Genomic DNA, 19501 nt, shown 5'->3' with positions numbered 1-19501 from the left:
TATCAACCAAATTAACACTCAGCGTCCACCTGGACGCTCGCAGGGGTATTGTCCATGACAGACACCACCGCATTTATCACTCTTGAGAATATCAGCAAACAATTCCCGGGCGTGCTGGCGCTGGATAACGTGAATCTGACGCTGAGAAAAGGCGAAGTTCACTGTCTGGCGGGTCAAAACGGCTGTGGTAAAAGCACCATTATTAAAGTGATCTCCGGGGTTTATCATCCGGAAAAAGGCGCGCAGATTTTACTCGACGGCAAATTGTTCCATCACCTGACGCCGCAGCTCTCCTCCCATTATGGAATTCAGGTTATTTATCAGGACCTGTCGTTGTTCCCCAACTTTAGCGTCGCGGAAAATATCGCCGTCAACCGCTATCTGCCCGGGGGCGATATCTGGGTACGTCGTGGCGCCATGAAACAGCAGGCACTGGCAGCCATGAAGCGTATCGGGGTGAACATTGATCCCGATAAAAAAGTTGAAAAACTCTCGATTGCTGACCGCCAGCTGGTCGCCATTTGCCGGGCGATTGCCGCCGATGCGCGTCTGGTGATTATGGACGAGCCCACCGCCTCGCTAACCCGTCAGGAGGTTAATGGCCTGCTGCGGGTTGTTAACGAACTGAAAGCTGCCGGAATTTGCGTCGTGTTTGTCAGCCATCGTCTGGATGAGGTGATGGAAGTGGCAGACCGCATCAGCGTGATGCGCGACGGCAAACTGGTAGGCACTTACCCTGCCAGCGACCTCGACAGCCACGAGCTGGCCTTCCTGATGACCGGACAACGCTTTCACTACAGTCCACTGCCACAAAGGCCCACAATTGAGCAAGAACCTCTGCTGGAGCTGCGCAATCTGAGCCGCAGAGGCAAATACCAAAACATTAATCTGTCGCTGCACGGCGGCGAGATTGTCTCCATTGTTGGTTTGCTGGGAGCCGGGCGCACCGAGCTTTGTCTGAGCCTGTTTGGCATGACCCACCCGGAAAGCGGCGAGATTCGTATTAACGGCCAGCCGGTTACTCTGCGCAATAACCATGACGCCATCAAACACGGGATCGGCTATGTCTCCGAAGATCGTCTGACACAGGGGCTGATCATGGAGCAGTCGATCTATGACAACACCATCGTCACGGTGTTTGATCAACTGCATACCGGCAGCGGACTGCTCGATCATCGTAAAGCGCAAAAGCTGGTCGCCGACTTGATCCGCGAACTGAATATCAAAGTGTCCGATCCGCACCTGCCGGTCAAAACCCTTTCCGGCGGTAATGCCCAGCGTATCGCCATTGCCAAATGGGTGGCGACCAATCCCCGCATCCTGATCCTCGACTCCCCTACCGTAGGCGTGGATATCGCCAACAAAGAGGGAATTTACCAGATAGCCCGCGATCTGGCGGAACAAGGTATGGCTGTGCTGATGATTTGCGATGAAATCCCGGAAGCGTATTACAACAGCCACCGCGTGCTGGTGATGCGTCGCGGCAGGCTGGTGGCGGAATTTAATCCTCATCAATGCCGTGAAGAGGAGATTGCTGAAGTGGTCGAGGTAATCAATGAATAAGATGCATCTCTCCCGATTAATCGGGCAACACGAATTCTGGCTGGGCCTGCTGGTCGTAGCCCTGGCCGTTGGGCTGAGTATCAGCACCGATGAGTTCTTGTCCTTGGGGAATCTGACGGATGTGGCCACCAGCTACGCGATTCTCGGCATCCTTGCCTGTGGGCTGTTTGTGGTGTTGATTTCCGGCGGGATCGACATCTCATTTCCGGCGATGACCGCGATAGCCCAATATGCAATGGCCAGTTGGGTTATCGGCCACGGCGGCAACTTCGCGCTGGCGTTAATTATCGCCATTGCGGTAGGTCTGCTGCTTGGACTGATTAACGGCTTCCTGGTCTACTGGCTGCGCGTTCCGGCAATCATCATTACCATCGCCACGCTGAACGTCTACTACGGTCTGCTGGTTTACGCCACTAAAGGTACCTGGCTGTACGGCTTCCCGGACTGGTTTATGAACGGCATTAACTGGTTCTCGTTCACCGCGGCGGATGGCTACGACTACGGTCTGACCCTGCCCCTGCTGTGCCTGGCTGCGGTGATCATCTTTACTGCCGTGCTAATGAACTATACCCGACTTGGCCGTCAGGTTTACGCCATGGGCGGCAACCGCGACGCGGCCTCGCGCCTGGGGCTGAATCTGCTGAAGTTGCATTTCTACGTCTATGGCTACATGGGCATTCTGGCAGGCGTTGCCGCCGTGGTTCAGGCGCAAATTACCCAGTCAGTTGCACCCAATTCGCTGCTCGGCTTTGAGCTGACGGTGCTGGCGGCGGTAGTGCTCGGTGGAACCAGCATGAGCGGCGGACGCGGTACGTTGACCGGAACCCTGCTCGGCGTGGTTCTGCTGGCCTTCTTACAAAATGGGCTGACGCTGCTCAGCGTCTCTTCTTACTGGCACACCGTGTTTAGCGGCGCCATTATCCTGGTCAGCATTAGCGCCACGGCCTGGAACGAAAAACGCAAACTGGCAAGGGAGCTTTGAGATGAAAACAATCGCCAGATTTTTACCCGGTGATGCCATCATTCGTCTGCAATGCGTCATTATAGTGGTCGTCGCTTTAGTCTTCTCGGCCCTGCTCGGCAGCCGTTTTTTCAGCGTCGCTAACTTCCAGTCGATTGGCTCGCAACTGCCAATCCTCGGCATGCTGGCCCTCGGGATGGGCATGACTATGCTGACCGGTGGCATTAACCTGTCGATTATTGCCGGGGCAAATGCCTGCTCGCTGGTGATGGCGGCGATAATTGTCACCCATCCGGATAACCCGCTGTTTCTGGTGCTGGCGCTACTGGCAGGCGCAGCCGTGGCGGTGGCTATCGGCACGCTCAACGGCGCTTTAATTGCCTGGGTCGGCGTCTCGCCTATTCTCGCCACGCTCGGCACGATGACGCTTATCTCCGGGCTGAATATTCTGCTTTCCAACGGGACGGTGATTTCCGGCTTCCCGACCGCCATTCAATACCTTGGTAACGCCACAATTGCCGGTATTCCGGTGGCGCTACTGCTCTTTTTCCTGGTGGCAATCCTGCTGTGGGTACTGCTGGAGCACACCACGCTTGGACGCAGCCTGTATCTCGTCGGTTCCAATGAACAGGCAACCCGCTACAGCGGCGTGAATACCGTACGGGTGCAAATTTCCGTGTACGTGATTTCCGCCCTGCTCGGCTGGGTCGCCGCCATTCTGATGATGGCAAAATTCAACTCGGCAAAAGCCGGATACGGGGAATCCTACCTGCTGGTCACCATCCTCGCTTCCGTGCTCGGCGGAATCAATCCGGATGGCGGCTTCGGGCGCATTGTCGGCCTGGTGCTGGCGCTGATTGTGCTGCAAATGCTGGAAAGCGGCCTTAACTTGCTGGGGGTCAGCAGCTATCTGACGATGGCGCTGTGGGGCGCGGTGCTGATCCTCTTTATCGCATTACAGAATCGTAAAGCCTGATTTCAGGAGAAAAAATTATGGCAAGTTACTTTATTGGTGTGGATGTCGGAACCGGAAGCGCCCGTGCTGGCGTGTTTGATCTCAACGGCAGAATGGTCGGTCAGGCCAGTCGGGCCATCGAGATTTACCGTCCGCAGGCCGATTTTGTTGAGCAGTCTTCCGATAACATCTGGCAGGCGGTGTGTAACGCGGTTCGCGATGCGATTAACCAGTCGGATATCAACCCAATTCAGGTGAAAGGTCTGGGCTTTGACGCGACCTGTTCACTGGTGGTGCTGGATAAAGAAGGCAAGCCGCTGACCATCAGTCCGTCCGGGCGCAGCGAACAGAACATCATAGTGTGGATGGATCACCGCGCCATTACCCAGGCCGAACGCATCAACGCCATGCATCATCGCGTGCTGGACTACGTTGGCGGTATTATCTCCCCTGAAATGCAAACGCCCAAGCTGCTGTGGCTGAAGCAGCATATGCCCAATACCTGGGCTAATGCGGGCTACTATTTTGACCTGCCCGATTTCCTGACCTGGCGCGCAACGGGCGATGACACGCGTTCACTGTGCTCGACGGTGTGTAAATGGACCTATATGGGCCATGAAGACAAATGGGATGCCAGCTATTTCCGCCAGATTGGTCTGGAAGATCTGCTGGAGCACGATGCGGCCAAAATTGGTCGCTACGTGAAAACCATGGGCGAACCGCTCGGTCACGGGCTGTCAGCACGCGCCGCCAGCGAAATGGGGCTGATTCCGGGGACCGCAGTCAGCGTTTCGATCATCGATGCCCACGCCGGTACGCTCGGCACGCTCGGGGCAAGCGGCGTTTCCGGCGAGGTGGCGGATTTTGACCGTCGTGTCGCGCTGATTGGCGGCACTTCCACCGGACACATGGCGATTTCCAAAGAGCCGCGTTTTATCGGCGGCGTCTGGGGTCCTTACTACTCAGCGGTGCTGCCGGAATACTGGCTCAACGAAGGCGGGCAGTCGGCTACCGGGGCGTTAATCGACCACGTTATACAGTCGCATCCTTGCTACGAAACTTTGCTGGCGCAAGCTAAGTCTCAGGGGCAGACCATTTATGAAGTACTGAATGTGCTACTGCGTAAAATGGCCGGTGAGCCGGAAGATATCGCATTTCTAACCCGCGACATGCACATCCTGCCCTATTTCCACGGCAACCGTTCACCGCGCGCCAACCCAACGCTCACGGGAGCAATCACCGGACTGAAGCTGTCGCGTACGCCGGAGGATATGGCCCTACAGTACCTTGCGACCATCCAGGCTATTGCGCTCGGAACCCGTCATATCATTGAAACGATGAATCAAAGCGGCTACACCATCGATACGATTATGGCCAGCGGCGGCGGGACGAAAAACCCGATCTTCGTTCAGGAACATGCCAACGCCACCGGCTGCGCGATGCTGCTGCCTGAAGAGAGCGAAGCCATGCTGCTGGGTGGAGCCATGATGGGAACTATCGCCGCGGGCGTATTCGATACCTTCCCGGAAGCGATGTCAGCGATGAGCCGGATTGGTAAAACGGTTACCCCGCAGACTAATCGCATTAAGCAGTACTACGATCGCAAATATCGGGTATTCCACGAGATGTATCAGGATCATATGAAATACCGCCAGTTGATGCAGGAGGACGCATGAGTAACTCCTGGTCCCAGGCCACCGGCGTATTTCAGCTCTATAGCGATGCCCTGGCGGGTCTGGGGCAGCATCTGACTGAACCAGTCTGGCAGTCGCTGATGGCGGAGTTGCGCGGTTGCCGGGGCAAAATCGTCGTCACTGGCGTCGGTACCTCCGGCATTGCGGCACGTAAAGTCGCGCATATGCTTGCGTGCGTGGAACGTCCCGCGATTTACCTCAACGCGACGGACGCGGCGCATGGCGATCTCGGTTTTTTACGCGCCGACGACCTGGTCATTATGCTGTCGCGCGGGGGTAATTCAGACGAACTCACCCGGCTGCTGCCCGGGCTGGCAGCGAGAAATGTGCCAATCCTGAGCGTGACTGAAAACGCCGATTCAGCCATTGCCAACGCGTCGAGGCTGGTGATTTCCACCGGCGTCCAGCGTGAGGCCGACCCGCTGAACATGTTAGCCACCACCTCAATTTTACTGGTGCTGGCTATCTTTGACGCCGCCTGCGCCTGCCTGATGAGCGAAAGCGGTTACTCAAAGGAGACATTACTGGCCGTGCATCCCGGCGGCGATGTGGGATTAACGCTTAGCCGTGGGCAGGCGTGATGGAGAACATGTAATTCCGGCTCAGGGTTCCGTTCACCTCAGCGCTCTGACTTTCAGCTATATCCTTTTTGCTGTTCAAACATGTTCAAATAAAAATACAGATAGTCAGGCGTGGCTGGTCCGGCTGAAAATTGCCAACGTGTTTCCGTAAGGCCGGGAGAGCCAGCATGGATGCTGGCTCAGGGCGCGCTTTACAGGGACGTTACATCGCGCCCGGCCCGGTAGCCTGGAGGAATAAGCGGAGGGAACCGCGGAGCGGCAATTTTCCCGCCGGGAGCCGGGATTGTTAAGGGTGCGGCGATAGCACCCTTAACACGTTCACTGGCGTTCAGTGTACAGAAAAGCGATGAACATGAGGTGAACGGAACCTTTCTCTAAAAAAGCATATTCATTATGCTCCGCCAACCTATGTTGATGCTGAAGCGTTAACATAACGTCATTGCGCAAAATGCCGGTTTTTTTATATCTAAACAAAAGATAAAACAGTGAAAAAGCGGATTAACGCGCTGCGTTCCACTACCGCTATCTGTTCCGCACGTTAAAAATTCTGTGACGCTCTCCAGCATTCCTGGTGGAAAGCATTCCATTCTCAAAATCTATGAGCAAACTTTAGCTATTCTTATCAAACATACTCACGGGAGGCCCTACAGATGATGTCAACGCTTGCTCCACCATCTGTACTTTCCGTTCCCCAGCGCCGTTGCCAGGTGCTGCTGACCCTTTTCCTGCCGGGACAAATCGCGACTGCGCAAACCTTCAGCAGCCTCAACGGCGTGGATGATGCCACTGTTCAGGAAGATATTATTGGCGCAGGGCTTGAAATCCAGCGCTATCATCGACTCGCCATTACCACCGCGCTCAATGGCGGCTATGCGATCGAAGGGACCCCGCTAAATCAGCGTCTGTGTCTGTTGCAGTGGCTGCGCCGCGGTTTGCGGATCTGCCCAACTTTTATCGCTCAGCATTTCACGCCCACTTTAAAAATGGCGCTAAAACAACAAGGTATCGCACGTACGCTGTATGACGACACCAATCTGCATGCGCTCATTAATCTGTGTTCCCGCCGCTTGCAGAAGCCGTTTGAGTGCCGTGACATCCAGTTCCTGCGCCTGTATTTACAATATTGCCTGCTGCAGCATAATGCGGGGAACACGCCGGAGTTTAATCCGCTCCAGCAACGCTGGGCGCAATCCTGCGCGGAGTACGCTCTGGCTGAGGAGATTGCCCGTCACTGGCAACGTCACGTCATGCAGAGTGCGCCGCTGGGCGAATCGCTGTTTATGGCGTTGTTGTTCTCAATGATCCGCATCCCCGACCCGATTCGCGATAATCACCAGCAGGATCGCCGCCTGCGCCTTGCTATTGCACGGCTGGTGCTGCGTTTTCGCGAATACGGCAATGTGCGCTTCAGCGATGAGCAAGGGCTGAACGATCAGCTGTATATTCATCTTGCTCAGGCACTTAACCGCAGCATGTTTGCTATCGGCATTGATAACACGTTGCCGGAGGAGTTCAGCCGACTTTATCCCCGGTTAGTTCGAACTACCCGCGAGGCGATACACGGTTTCGAAGCGGAATACGATGTCCAGTTTTCAGAAGAAGAGATCGGCCTGGTCGCCGTTATTTTCGGCGCCTGGCTGATGCAGGAAAAGGATTTGCACGAAAAGCAGATTATCCTGCTGACCGGTAGTAACGAACAACTTGAAGCGCATATAGAGCAACAGCTGCGCGAACTGACGCTGCTGCCGCTCAACGTAAAACATATGCCGATGCAGGACTTTCAAAAAGAGGGGTCGCCGCGCGGTGTAACGCTGATTATTACGCCGTACACCACGCCGCTGCCGCTGTTTTCACCCCCATTGATTCATGCGGATCTGGCGCTTACGCCGCATCAGCAGCAGCAGATCCGCAAAATCCTCGAATCATAACGTCGCAGGCTGCGCCACTACTTTCGGGCGCAGAACGATTGCCGGGAGCGCCACCAGCGCCATCACCCAGAATACGCCGCTGCCCAGATTCTGGTACAAATAACCCGCGAAAACGGTCATGATGGCGATACTGCCGCCCATCGCCACCGCGGAATACACCGCCTGCAAACGAATCACTTCGCTCCCCTGGCGTGTCGCGATATAGCGCATTGCCGCCAGGTGGCAGACGGTAAAGGTTCCACAATGGAGGATTTGCACCACGATAAGCCACGGCAGATCGGTGCTCCAGCCCATCAATCCCCAACGCGCCACGCCGCAAACGGCGGAAAGCAGCAGTAGATCGCGGGCGCTGAAGCGGCGGAACAGCTTGTGGCTGAGCGCGAAAATAATCACTTCCGCCACCACGCCTAATGACCATAAATAGCCCACCGCGGAAGCGGAGTATCCGGCAGACTGCCAGTAGATGGCGCTAAAACCGTAATAAGCGGCATGCGCGCCTTGCAACAAACTCACGCAGGCAAGAAAACGCCAGCTTTGGGTTATCAGCGCGCGCCAGGCAGGCCATCCAGCGCTCTCCTGCTGACGGTTTTCACCCGCTGGCTGCACGCTCGGGCGAATCATCATACCCAGCAGCATCGAGGCGGCGCCAAGCGATAGCAGGACCAGGATCACCCGATAGTCGAACAGGCTCACCAGTTTGCCGGTCAGCGCGGAGCCGATCACAAAGGCCACGGATCCCCATAGTCGCACCCGACCGTAGTCCATGGTTATCTGTTTTTGCCAGGTGTTGGCCAGCGCGTCAGTCAGCGGTACCAGCGGTGAGAAAAACAGGTTGAAGCCGACCATCACCACCATCAGCCATGCCACGTTGGTTCCCGCCCAGAAGGCCAGCGCAAACACCAGCGTCAACAGAGCCAGAATACGTAAAGCTGAGATCAGCCGGGAGGGATCGCTCACGCGCGGCGCAATCAGCAAACTACCGAGAAAACGGGCAATCAGCCCCGCTCCGAGCAGTAAACCGATGGTTTCCGGCGTCAGCCCCAACCCTTCGAGCCAGACGCTCCAGAAAGGCAGAAAGATACCGTAGCTAAAGAAGTAGGTGAAATAACCGAGCGCCAGCCAGCGCGTGGAATGCAAAGCCATGAATCCCTCCCGTTTGGAGGCGATAGTCTGGCGACAAACGCAGGCTGGCGCAAGAGAGCATTAACAGGCAGATAACATGATTTTTGCCCTATTCAACGCAAATTTGCATCGCAAAATGGCAGCGTTCTCCCTGCGCTAAAACCTGCAATCCCGGCTGCCCCTGCATGTTGTGGGCATTCACCGGATGCGTTTGCGGCTCCAGGCACAGGAACTCCTCACCCGACATTCTGAACAGCATCAACCACGGAGTTTGCGCTAAAATCGTGACTCTCATCACATCTCGCTGAATAACGGCCCGCCCACTCCAGCCTGAATAGCCGACGTTTAGCCAGCTATCCTCACCGTATTGCGCATGCATGAAATCCGCCGCTGACGGGATATCTCGTTGCCATTCCAGCGGCAGATGCTGCTCACCCTCCGGCCAGTAGCCGCTGCTGGAAAACTGCGCCGTGCTGTGCTTATCAAAGGCGAAAAACGGATGGAACCCACAGCCATAAATCATTGGCCGCTCACCGCAGTGGGTGAGCGTCAACGAGGCGTGCAGGCTCGAGGTTTCCAGTTGATAGCAAAGCTGCGCCGTATAGTCATAACCGCAGGGATGCCAACTGCGCAACTGCAGCAGACAACCGCTTTGGGTGACGGTGATAACCTGCCAGCGTTGCAGCCAGCCGTCACCGTGCAGGAAAAAGGTGTCGTCTGCGCCATGTTGAGGTAATACGATCTCTTCACCGCGCAGCATAAAACGATTTCCCGCCACCCTATTTGCCACCGGTAACATCGGGAACAGGCCGCAATCACCGGGCTGCTGACCATGACCTTCACGTAATATTGCCTGTTGATGTTGTAACGAAACCAGACTTAATAGCGAAGCACCCTGCGAGTCTACGCACATCTGCAGATGTGCGTTTTGTAGCGTCAGAAGCCTCTCCATTAGCGGGCGCTTCGTTGTTGGGTTGATGCGCCAACCTTCGTATGCCGCGCCGCCAGCTGTTCTTCCAGCGCTTCCAGCGTCACGCCTTTGGTTTCCGGTACATTACGCAGAACATAGATAAAGCCCATCGCACAAATCACACCGTACAGCAGGAAGCTTCCCGACGCGCCCAGACTCGCATTGAGCAGCGGGAAGGTATAGGTCAGCAGGAAGCAGGCAATCCACAGCGCCAGCGTACCCAACGACATTGCCAGCCCACGGACGCGGTTAGGGAAAATTTCAGACAGCAGCACCCAGGTCACCGGGGCCAGCGTCAGGGCATAAATAGCGATCGCCGCCAGCACCAAAACCAGAACCGGCCAGCCCATAATGCCCAACCCGTACGCCCCGGCAATCAGTATATAGATAACCGTTAATCCTGACGCACCGAACAACATCAGTTTACGACGACCAATTTTGTCCACTAACGGCAGAGCGGCCAGGGTAAAGACCAGGTTGATGATCCCTGTCGCCACGATCGATTTTAACGTACCGTTAATATCAAATCCGGCAGAGGCGAAGATCTCCTGCGCATAGTTGAAAATAACGTTGATCCCACACCACTGCTGGAACACTGCCAGCACCATGCCAATAATCACGATCGGTTTGATCTGCGGATGTAACAGCGTTGACCACGCGACCTTGTGATTATCTTTTTGCAGCGTATGTTCAATCTCTTTCAGCGTTTGCCCGGCATATTGCGCCGAACCAATGCGCTGGAGCATGGCACGAGCACGATCGACCTTGCCCGCTTTCACCAGCCAGCGCGGCGATTCAGGGACAAAAAACATCAGCACCAGGAAAATTACCGCGGGCACTAATTCAGCGCCAAACATCCAGCGCCAGCCCGTCTGACCGTTCCAACTTTCAACAATTGCCTGCTGCGTAGCGCCTGTAGCAACAGGTTCGGCAATCATCAGGTTGATAAGCTGCGCCGCCAGTACGCCAATGACGATGGTGAGCTGGTTAACGGCAACGAAGCGACCACGTTTTTCAGCCGGGCTAACCTCGGCGATATACAGCGGGCTTAGTGCGGACGCCAGACCGATCCCCACGCCGCCAACGATGCGGTAAACAATAAACATGTCGAAATTACTGGCGACGGCGGTTCCCCAGGCGGAGGCGCTAAAGAGGATCGCCGAGAGAATCAGCGGCATCTTTCGGCCAAACTTATCGGCGCACCAACCTGAAATCAACGCGCCAAAGATACAACCGACCAAAGCCGAACTCATCGCCCAGCCCGATTGCGCCGGATCGGTAATCGAGAAATAAGCTTCATAGAAGGGTTTTGCCCCGCCGATCACCACCCAGTCATAGCCAAACAGTAAACCACCGCAGGCCGCAACCAGGCAGATAGTCCAGACGTAACCAATCTTTAAATGTGTCTGCGCGTTATTCATTATGATTCCTCTTTCAGGGAAACGCAGGGGACAGTAGGTTTCGGGTGAGGTTGGCCCCACCCGTTTCGGGTGTTACTGGAAAAGCCTTACGTTAATGGCGTGACGCAGCAGCAATGCCTTGTCATGCGCCGGATTGCGTTGCAGGAGTGCGTCAAGTTCGCGCTGACAAGCGGCACTATTTCCCAACCCCAGATGCCCGAGCGCATTGATAAACAGGCAGTGTTGCTGGTGTTTTGCTTGTGCTGAGGTATCCAGCACCACCAGATCGGGTAGCGAGACGGCAAAGAAATCGACATCCGGGACGTTGTCGCGATGCGACTCTACCCATTGCAGGAAGCTATTGAACAGCGCGTCCGCCTCTGCGTTATCGCCAAGTTTTCTCTGCGCCATCCCCTGCCAGAAGAGATAGTCCACAGGCTGGTCGTTGTAGTAACGTCCGGCATCCAGTGAGCTACCCCCGCGCGTCGCGCGGGAGAAGTAGCGCTGGGATTCCTCGAAATGCCCCTGCAGTTGCGCGCAATGCCCCAGCAAATACCAGATGTCATTATCCGTTTGTCCGGGTAAACGCCCCTCTCCAAGGTTTTGCGGGTAATGCAACGCTTGTTGCAACTGCGCGATGGCGGTTTGCAGGTCACCAGACTGAACGGCAGCCAGTGCGCGATGCATCTGATTCAGCAAATATTGCCCGGTGGCTTTACCTTCACCGCCTTCCCACGGATGGAACTCGCGCTCACGTAAAACTGCCGCAGCATCGTCGTAGCGCCCCAATCCATTCCACAGACTGAGCAGTTCTACCGTCAGGTCGTCACGATGGAAGACAATCTCTTTGCTGGCTTCCAGCCGCTGCAGACGCTGCTCAGCGGGTTGCGCCATCAGCTTCTTGAGATAGTCGAGTTCAAACAAGAAACGGGCATTGTGAGGCTCCAGCGCCACGGCCTGCGACAGATACTGCATCGCCTGCTGCGCATCGTGCAGCTTGTTCCAGGCATAGATCCCCAGTAAACGGTGCACCGGCGCGAAATCCGCTTCCTGCGCAAGCGTAAACTGCCAGCAGGAAACCGCTTCGGCATAGCGCCGTTTGCTGTACCAGAAACAGCCGAGTAAATAGCGGGCAAAAGCGCTCTTTTCGAGGTTTTGCAGCATCTGCACTTCATCCAGCGTGTTGGGGAAACGTACGCGGTTTTGCAGGCATTCACGGGCACGTTCGATGAACGGTTGTGGATTGTCGCTCAGCGAGGCACGCCACAGCATCGGCAGCGTTTCCTGGCTGTCGAGCAGTTCCAGCACGCCTCGGGCAGCATCTTTTTGCCCCAAAGAGGTCAGCCAGCCTGCCAGTTCACACGCATTGGTACCGCGCCGCCCGGTAATCGAGATCAACGCAAGCGCTGTTGCCTCATCCTGGCAAATGGCCCAGCGCGCATAGTGCAGGGTATAGCTCAGCGGATAATCAACCAGCTGCTGGCGAATGTAGTCCAGAGCTTGCGCATTGCGATCAAGCTTCGCCAGCGCCAGCGCTTTCAGCCCCATTGCCAGGTTGTTACTGCCGTTAAATCGCAGGCTCTGCTCGACCTTTTCCAACGCGCCAGCGTAGTCCTGGCGCTTCATCGCCAGACGCGCTAACGACCAGAAAGCCGCATCCCGACAGTTGCCGCTCCAACTGGCCTTATAATAATTATCCCAGGCGCTGTCATCGTCGCCCTGACGTTCCTGTGCGGCGGCCAGTAGCATGCTCGCCTCGCCATCACGCGGGTTTTTATTGAGCTTATGCGCCCGTTCCAGCGCCTTGCCCGCACAATGCGCCGCCAACGCCCAGTCAGCGCGGTTTAGCGCCAGCGTCCCCAGGGCCACATTATTGCGGTAATCCAGCGGATCAACGTCCAGCGCGCGACGATAATAATCTTCAGCATAGCGGCTGGCGTGGTTATATTGCTCAAGATGCTGACCAATAAAATAGAGCTCATCGGTATTGGAAAGCGCTTCTGGCAGCGCTGGCGCGACGGCCGCCGAAGGCAGCGGTAACTCTTGCGCAATGTGCTCTTCATACTGCAAAAGCGTAGCGCCATCAGCGCCAGTGACGGTCATCGTCACCCGGGCATCGCCATTGTCTGACACCTCAGCCAACCAGCTCTGCCCCGGCTCAAGGGTGAGGGTATTTTCATAGAACGGCTGCCCGTGTGCGGCAAGCGTAACCTGAACATCGCGTAACGGCGCAATCGCATAAACGCCCACTGAAAGCTGTCCAGGCTCACGCACCAGACGAAGCGCCAACTGCGTGCTGGCGTTTTGCACCATTCCCAGCTCGCTGTAAGGCAGGAAGTTTTGCACGAAGACTTTCTCTTCGTAAGGCGCAAGCCAGGTGAAGTCCGGTTGGTTATCGGTAAAGACCCCGGTCATCAGTTCGATATACGGACCGTTGTCATCGGTGAGATTACGATCCCAGGCGACGCCAAAGTCGCCATGCCCCCAGGTCCACTGTTTTTTCCCCGGCGAAACATGGTGATCGGCCACATGCAGCAACCCACCGCGCTCGCCGTGATGCCAGGCGCCAACAAAATCATAATCTGATTTTTCAGCCATATAGGAGGTCGGCACGGGTACGTTTTTGTAGCGCGAGATATCCACGCCAGCCGAATAGTCCACTTTGTAGTAGGTGCCGGTGGCGATGGGAAATGCAGAGACATCGCGCTTACCGTGGTCGAATACCGCCGTCACATCCGGTGGGAACACGCTCTGGTGATCGTCGCCGCCCTTCACCGCCGGGTTCGCCCACCATAAGAAGTGGCGCGGGGTAGCGTTACCGTTAAATACCTTCCCGGTTATCTCGATCAACGCGCGATCCGGATACAGCGTGAATCCGGTCATGACCTGTAAACCGCGCATAGGCTCTACCTCGCCCATCCACACGGTGTATTCGCCCTGCTCCCCCTGCTGCTGCGTAAAATCCACCGGCATAAAGGTGGTTGGGCGATGATGTTGCGGCCAGTTAAACTCAATGCCGCCGGAGATCCACGGCCCAAGCAGACCGACCAGCGCGGGTTTCACCACTTCGTTGTAGTAGACGAAGTCGCGCTGCTGCACTTTGTCATACGCGCGATGAATGCGTCCGCCTAATTCCGGCAACAGCATGATGCGAATAAAGTCATTCTCCATCCACACCGCCTGATAGTCGCGCATTTCACGTTTGCCGGTCAGCGTATCAATCACGCCGTAGGGATAAACCGCCCCAGAAGATCCCTGATAAACCCGTTTTTCCAGAAACATTGGGTTGGCATCTTCTTCACCCGCCGTCCACGTTGGGAGGGTGATCGTTTCCTGCCAGACTTTAACTGAACCGTACATGCCGCTCTCCACTCAATAAACAAAAGTAAAAATTCAACTTGACGCTATTCTGCGGCAGTTAAGTGGCGTTAAAATGCGCAATGCTCACGCAATATAGTTAAGGGAGTTAAGTAAATGCAGCGTTCGGGGTTCAACAACGCCAGGGTACGTCAGGCGAATAAACAGATTTTTCTGTCACATCTGTGGCGGGAAAAGCAGCTCAGCAAGTCACAGCTGGCGCAGCTCACCGGCCTGTCGATCCCGGCGGTTAGCAATATCCTCGAAGAGCTGATGGATGAAGGGAGAATCAGCCATTCGCGAGAAACCTTAAGCCAGCGTGGTTTGAGCAGCGGCAGTTATCATTTGCCAGAAAAAGGCGCCTGGACGCTGTGTATCAACGTCACCCCCACCAGCATCACCAGTCAACTGGCGGACGCGCGGCTGGTTGCCGTCGGTGACTGGCAGCATGAAGTCATCAACCCCGAGTCGCCAAAAGCGCTGCTGACAGCATTGGCGGCGCACTGGCGGGAATACCGTCGACAATTTCCTGATGTCACGATTAATCTGGCGCTTGGCGTTCACGGTCAGGTTGATCCGATAACCGGCGCATCAAAAACCATGCCTCAGGCCCCGTGGAAAACACCGGTGGAGATAAAGTATCTGCTGGAGGAGATGCTCGGCGTACAGGTCCGGCTGGACAATGACTGCGTAATGCTGGCACTGGCGGAAAAATGGCAAAACCCGGCGGCTAATGGTGATTTTTGCGTGATTAACGTTGATTACGGTATTGGTTCATCGTTTGTGATTAACGATAACATCTGGCGCGGCAGTCTGTACGGCAGCGGTCAGATTGGGCATACCATCATTCATCCCGATGGGGTCGCCTGTGACTGTGGCCGTTATGGCTGTCTGGAAACGGTGGCGTCCTTGAGCGCATTGAAAAAACAGGCCCGCGTGTGGATGAAATCGCAGCCGTCATCCCTTTACGACCCGGAAACGCTCACCACCGACCAGCTTATTGCTGCCTGGCAGAACGGTGATGTACGCATTCAGGCCTGGGCCGAACATGCCGCTAGCGCCATCGGGCTGAGTTTATATAACTTTTTGAATATACTGAACATTAATCAAATATGGTTGTATGGCCGTAGCTGCGCGTTTGGCGATAGCTGGCTTAATACGCTGGTGCAGCAAACCGGGTTTAACCCGTTCGATCACGGCGATAACCCGCGTGCCAGAGCGACTCAGATAAGCTTCGGTCAGCTTAACCGCGCCCAGCAACTAATGGGGATTGGCTATCTGTATGTCGAGTCGCAGCTTAGCGAGCTATAGCCATTACTCCGTCAGGCTCACCGCTAAACGTTCATGTACCGTGGCGATCAAATCGGTCAATGCCGGTTTGATTGGCCCTTTTTTCCACGCCATCAGCAGGGCAATGGTCGGGACATCGCCCACACCAGGGCGAAAAACCACCTGTCCGGTATTAAAATTATTCATATAACCGGGTATCAAAGTCCCCTCCAACCCAGACCGATGCGCAGAAAGCAATCTGGTTTAACTCACAGGATGGCGTGATTATCGGGGCAGTAACGTTGAATCAGGGGCGAGAAATACGTTTATTGAGAAAATGGATTCAGGCAAAGAAAAAGCCGCCAGCGGCGGCTTTAGCGATGAAACAATCTTACTTAAGTGAATATAGCTGCCGGATAAGGTGTTTACCCCGCCATCCGGCAATCCGTATTACTTACGCGTAGACCGGGAAGCGTGCGCAGATATCCAGCACTTTACCTTTGACGCGCTCGATAACGGCTTCGTCATTGATGTTGTCCAGAACGTCACACATCCAGCCAGCCAGCTCTTTCACTTCCGCTTCTTTGAAGCCACGGCGAGTCACAGCCGGGGAACCGATACGGATACCGGAGGTCACAAACGGGCTCTTCGGATCGTTCGGCACGCTGTTTTTGTTAACGGTGATGTTAGCGCGACCCAGTGCGGCGTCAGCTTCTTTACCGGTCAGGTTTTTATCAACCAGATCCAGCAGGAACAGGTGGTTTTCAGTACCGCCAGAAACCACTTTGTAGCCACGGTTCAGGAACACTTCCACCATCGCTTTGGCGTTTTTGGCAACCTGCTGCTGGTAAACCTTGAACTCAGGCTCCATCGCTTCTTTCAGCGCCACGGCTTTCGCCGCGATCACGTGCATCAGTGGGCCGCCCTGCGCGCTTGGGAACACAGCGGAGTTCAGTTTTTTGTACAGCTCTTCGTCACCGCCTTTCGCCAGGATCAGGCCGCCGCGCGGACCCGCCAGGGTTTTGTGGGTGGTGGTGGTCACAACGTGTGCGTGTGGAACCGGGTTCGGGTAAACGTCTGCGGCAATCAGGCCGGCAACGTGCGCCATGTCAACGAACAGATATGCGCCGATGCTGTCAGCGATTTCACGCATTTTTGCCCAGTCAACAACACCGGAGTAAGCAGAGAAGCCGCCGATGATCATCTTCGGCTTGTGCTCTTTGGCCTGCTTAGCCATGTCTTCGTAGTCAATTTTACCGGACTCATCAATACCGTAAGGGATGATGTTGTACAGTTTGCCGGAGAAGTTAACCGGGGAGCCGTGAGTCAGGTGGCCGCCTTGCGCCAGGTTCATACCCAGAACGGTATCGCCCGGTTGCAGCAGAGCAGTGTACACGGCAAAGTTAGCCTGAGAGCCGGAGTGCGGTTGTACGTTAGCGTAGTCAGCGCCAAACAGCTCTTTTGCACGATCGATAGCCAGTTGCTCAACGATATCAACGTACTCGCAACCGCCGTAGTAGCGCTTGCCCGGATAACCTTCAGCGTATTTGTTGGTCAGCTGAGAACCCTGCGCCTGCATAACACGCGGGCTGGTGTAGTTTTCGGAGGCGATCAGTTCGATGTGCTCTTCCTGACGTACTTTTTCCTGCTCCATAGCCTGCCACAGTTCGGCATCATAATCGGCAATGTTCATTTCACGCTTTAACATCCGCATCTCCTGACTCAGCTAACAAGTAAATTTTGGCCTGAAAAGGCAGTCTTCCAGGACTTCGGCCAACAGTATAACCGAATCATTCTTCGATAACAGGTCTTGACAAAGGATTTTACGCAAACGATTACCTTCACGGCACACAAGGCTTTGGAGAACAAAGGTCTGCTGAATTTCAACGGATTTCTTTTCAGGTTTGTGATGCAGATTTTTCACGATGTAACCTTTACAACGCAAAGTTACAAAGAACCATTTACAATGCAGGGGTATTTTTTATAAGATGTATTTGACATACATCATTAAAGTCTCAGATAAAGGAAGACCGTATGCTTGACGCACAAACCATCGCTACAGTGAAAGCCACCATTCCCCTGCTGGTTGAAACAGGCCCGAAGCTGACCGCTCATTTCTACGATCGCATGTTTACGCATAACCCAGAGCTGAAAGAAATCTTCAACATGAGTAACCAGCGTAATGGCGATCAGCGTGAAGCGTTGTTTAATGCCATTGCCGCGTATGCCAGCAATATCGAAAACCTGGCGGCGTTGTTGCCAGCCGTTGAGAAAATCGCGCAAAAACATACCAGCTTCCAGATTAAACCGGAGCAGTACAACATCGTGGGTGGCCATTTGCTGGCAACGCTGGACGAAATGTTCAGCCCAGGTCAGGAAGTTCTGGATGCGTGGGGCAAAGCATACGGCGTGCTGGCGAACGTTTTCATCAACCGTGAAGCGCAAATCTACAGCGAAAATGCCAATAAAAATGGCGGCTGGGAAGGTACCCGTCCTTTCCGCATCGTGGCAAAAACCCCGCGTAGTGCACTCATCACCAGCTTTGAGTTTGAACCTATCGACGGTGGCGCAGTGGCTGAATATCATCCGGGGCAATACCTGGGCGTCTGGCTGAAGCCAGAGGGTTTCCCGCATCAGGAAATTCGTCAGTACTCACTGACCCGTAAACCCGATGGCAAAGGCTATCGAATTGCCGTGAAGCGTGAAGACGGTGGTCAGGTTTCCACCTGGCTGCACAACCATGCAAATGTTGGCGACGTTGTTCACTTAGCTGCACCTGCGGGCGATTTCTTTATGGATGTCGCGACCGATACTCCTGTGTCTTTGATTTCCGCAGGCGTGGGCCAGACCCCGATGCTGGCGATGCTGGATACGCTGGCAAAAGCGCATCATACGGCGCAGGTTAACTGGTTCCACGCGGCAGAAAATGGCGATGTACACGCCTTCGCCGATGAAGTGAATGAACTGGGCAAAACGCTGCCACGCTTTAGCGCACATACCTGGTATCGTGAGCCAACCGAAGCCGATCGCGCGAAAGGTGCGTTTGATAGCGTTGGTCTGATGGATTTGAACAAACTGGAAGGCGCAATCAGCGATCCGGCGATGCAGTTTTATCTGTGCGGTCCGGTTGGCTTTATGCAGTTCGCCGCGAAGCAGTTGGTCGGTCTGGGCGTGAAAAACGAGAACATTCATTACGAATGTTTCGGCCCGCATAAAGTGTTGTAATGTATTACGCGAGCAGGCCGGATAAGGCGTTTACGACGCCATCCGGCAACCACTCTGCCTGATGCGCTACGCTTATCAGGCCTACAAATTAACGGCGCGGCTTAGATTGCCGCGTCGTCTTCTTCGCCGGTACGGATACGAATAACACGCGCCACATCGAAGACAAAAATCTTACCGTCACCGATCTTACCGGTCTGGGCAGTACGAATAATAGTGTCAACGCAGGTATCGACGATGTCGTCGGTGACCACAATTTCAATTTTTACCTTCGGCAGAAAATCCACCATATATTCCGCACCACGGTACAACTCGGTATGGCCTTTCTGACGGCCAAACCCTTTGACTTCTGTTACAGTCATACCGGTAATGCCGACTTCTGCCAGCGCTTCGCGGACGTCGTCCAGCTTGAAGGGTTTAATAATCGCATCAATCTTTTTCATGGTTTTCCTGTCGTTTTTATCGCGTAACCGGTTGCT

At 55.0% G+C, this 19501-nt stretch carries 14 protein-coding genes and 2 pseudogenes; 9 read left to right on the top strand and 7 right to left on the bottom strand.

The genetic code is table 11. The features are described from left to right. Positions 1-54: 54 nt before the first annotated feature. The 6 genes from WHR59_RS06270 (at position 55) to csiE (ending at position 7682) form a co-directional block, all read left to right on the top strand. Positions 55-1563, top strand: coding sequence for a sugar ABC transporter ATP-binding protein (locus WHR59_RS06270; protein ID WP_047409499.1), 1509 nt, complete (start codon positions 55-57; stop codon positions 1561-1563). Next, complete coding sequence (locus WHR59_RS06265; RefSeq protein ID WP_008785467.1) at positions 1556-2545, top strand: ABC transporter permease; 990 nt, start codon at positions 1556-1558, stop codon at positions 2543-2545. The genes WHR59_RS06270 and WHR59_RS06265 overlap by 8 nt, the downstream gene beginning before the upstream one ends. A gap of 1 nt (position 2546) precedes the next feature. After that, positions 2547-3500, top strand: a complete 954-nt coding sequence (locus WHR59_RS06260) for an ABC transporter permease (protein ID WP_047409495.1) — start codon at positions 2547-2549, stop codon at positions 3498-3500. A 17-nt stretch (positions 3501-3517) separates the two neighbouring features. Continuing rightward, on the top strand, positions 3518-5155 hold the full coding sequence (locus WHR59_RS06255) for an FGGY-family carbohydrate kinase (protein WP_043017200.1): 1638 nt from the start codon (positions 3518-3520) through the stop codon (positions 5153-5155). Then, complete coding sequence (locus WHR59_RS06250) at positions 5152-5754, top strand: KpsF/GutQ family sugar-phosphate isomerase (RefSeq protein ID WP_043017201.1); 603 nt, start codon at positions 5152-5154, stop codon at positions 5752-5754. Before WHR59_RS06255 ends, WHR59_RS06250 begins: the two co-directional genes overlap by 4 nt. 650 nt (positions 5755-6404) lie before the next feature. Next, complete coding sequence (gene csiE / locus WHR59_RS06245) at positions 6405-7682, top strand: stationary phase inducible protein CsiE (RefSeq protein WP_047409489.1); 1278 nt, start codon at positions 6405-6407, stop codon at positions 7680-7682. On the opposite strand, the gene WHR59_RS06240 is transcribed toward csiE, so the two are convergent. The 4 genes from WHR59_RS06240 to WHR59_RS06225 form a co-directional block, all read right to left on the bottom strand. Further along, complete coding sequence (locus tag WHR59_RS06240) at positions 7677-8825, bottom strand: 3-phenylpropionate MFS transporter (protein WP_080626233.1); 1149 nt, start codon at positions 8823-8825, stop codon at positions 7677-7679. The genes csiE and WHR59_RS06240 overlap by 6 nt on opposite strands. Before the next feature lie 88 nt (positions 8826-8913). Further along, positions 8914-9756 (bottom strand): aldose 1-epimerase, encoded by an 843-nt coding sequence (locus WHR59_RS06235; protein WP_087052433.1) that lies wholly within the window; start codon positions 9754-9756, stop codon positions 8914-8916. Next, the gene (locus tag WHR59_RS06230) at positions 9756-11195 is read right to left on the bottom strand and encodes a sugar porter family MFS transporter (RefSeq protein WP_075145820.1); all 1440 of its coding nucleotides are present in this window, start codon (positions 11193-11195) and stop codon (positions 9756-9758) included. The genes WHR59_RS06235 and WHR59_RS06230 overlap by 1 nt, the downstream gene beginning before the upstream one ends. Positions 11196-11267: 72 nt before the next feature. Next, positions 11268-14534 carry a DUF5107 domain-containing protein gene (locus WHR59_RS06225; RefSeq protein WP_075145819.1) on the bottom strand — a complete coding sequence of 1089 codons (3267 nt, stop codon included), beginning with the start codon at positions 14532-14534 and terminating at the stop codon, positions 11268-11270. Positions 14535-14648: 114 nt separating this feature from the next. Between WHR59_RS06225 and WHR59_RS06220 the strand changes: the two genes are divergently transcribed. Next, positions 14649-15842 carry an ROK family transcriptional regulator gene (locus tag WHR59_RS06220; RefSeq protein WP_047409478.1) on the top strand — a complete coding sequence of 398 codons (1194 nt, stop codon included), beginning with the start codon at positions 14649-14651 and terminating at the stop codon, positions 15840-15842. Between the two features lie 3 nt (positions 15843-15845). Here the strand turns inward: WHR59_RS06220 and WHR59_RS06215 are convergent. Continuing rightward, positions 15846-16037: pseudogene (locus WHR59_RS06215) on the bottom strand (transcriptional regulator); the annotation flags it as partial. 5 nt (positions 16038-16042) lie between these two features. Here WHR59_RS06215 and WHR59_RS06210 point away from each other — a divergent pair. After that, positions 16043-16264, top strand: a pseudogene (locus WHR59_RS06210) (oxidoreductase C-terminal domain-containing protein); the annotation flags it as partial. Here WHR59_RS06210 and glyA read toward each other — a convergent pair. Further along, on the bottom strand, positions 16255-17508 hold the full coding sequence (glyA, locus tag WHR59_RS06205) for a serine hydroxymethyltransferase (RefSeq protein WP_043017209.1): 1254 nt from the start codon (positions 17506-17508) through the stop codon (positions 16255-16257). The pseudogene WHR59_RS06210 and the gene glyA overlap by 10 nt on opposite strands. Before the next feature lie 326 nt (positions 17509-17834). On the opposite strand from glyA, the gene hmpA reads away from it, so the two are divergent. Then, positions 17835-19025: an NO-inducible flavohemoprotein gene (gene hmpA / locus WHR59_RS06200; RefSeq protein WP_338843732.1), complete on the top strand. Its 1191-nt coding sequence runs from the start codon at positions 17835-17837 to the stop codon at positions 19023-19025. A gap of 101 nt (positions 19026-19126) precedes the next feature. Here the strand turns inward: hmpA and glnB are convergent, their stop codons facing one another. Continuing rightward, a complete protein-coding gene (gene glnB / locus WHR59_RS06195; RefSeq protein ID WP_002914032.1) occupies positions 19127-19465 on the bottom strand; it encodes a nitrogen regulatory protein P-II in 339 nt (112 codons plus the stop codon). Between the last annotated feature and the right edge of the window lie 36 nt (positions 19466-19501).

It is taken from the genome of Citrobacter europaeus (assembly GCF_037482245.1).
GTDB lineage: Bacteria > Pseudomonadota > Gammaproteobacteria > Enterobacterales > Enterobacteriaceae > Citrobacter > Citrobacter europaeus.
This window is presented reverse-complemented; position numbering and strand designations above follow the sequence as displayed.

Coding starts and splice junctions, on each gene's coding strand:
- glnB (WP_002914032.1), bottom strand. CDS start 19,465: ATGAAAAAGATTGATGCGATTATTAAACCCTTCAAGCTGGACGACGTC.
- WHR59_RS06265 (WP_008785467.1), top strand. CDS start 1,556: ATGAATAAGATGCATCTCTCCCGATTAATCGGGCAACACGAATTCTGG.
- WHR59_RS06240 (WP_080626233.1), bottom strand. CDS start 8,825: ATGGCTTTGCATTCCACGCGCTGGCTGGCGCTCGGTTATTTCACCTAC.
- WHR59_RS06235 (WP_087052433.1), bottom strand. CDS start 9,756: ATGGAGAGGCTTCTGACGCTACAAAACGCACATCTGCAGATGTGCGTA.
- WHR59_RS06260 (WP_047409495.1), top strand. CDS start 2,547: ATGAAAACAATCGCCAGATTTTTACCCGGTGATGCCATCATTCGTCTG.
- WHR59_RS06255 (WP_043017200.1), top strand. CDS start 3,518: ATGGCAAGTTACTTTATTGGTGTGGATGTCGGAACCGGAAGCGCCCGT.
- csiE (WP_047409489.1), top strand. CDS start 6,405: ATGATGTCAACGCTTGCTCCACCATCTGTACTTTCCGTTCCCCAGCGC.
- WHR59_RS06220 (WP_047409478.1), top strand. CDS start 14,649: ATGCAGCGTTCGGGGTTCAACAACGCCAGGGTACGTCAGGCGAATAAA.
- WHR59_RS06270 (WP_047409499.1), top strand. CDS start 55: ATGACAGACACCACCGCATTTATCACTCTTGAGAATATCAGCAAACAA.
- WHR59_RS06225 (WP_075145819.1), bottom strand. CDS start 14,534: ATGTACGGTTCAGTTAAAGTCTGGCAGGAAACGATCACCCTCCCAACG.
- hmpA (WP_338843732.1), top strand. CDS start 17,835: ATGCTTGACGCACAAACCATCGCTACAGTGAAAGCCACCATTCCCCTG.
- glyA (WP_043017209.1), bottom strand. CDS start 17,508: ATGTTAAAGCGTGAAATGAACATTGCCGATTATGATGCCGAACTGTGG.
- WHR59_RS06230 (WP_075145820.1), bottom strand. CDS start 11,195: ATGAATAACGCGCAGACACATTTAAAGATTGGTTACGTCTGGACTATC.
- WHR59_RS06250 (WP_043017201.1), top strand. CDS start 5,152: ATGAGTAACTCCTGGTCCCAGGCCACCGGCGTATTTCAGCTCTATAGC.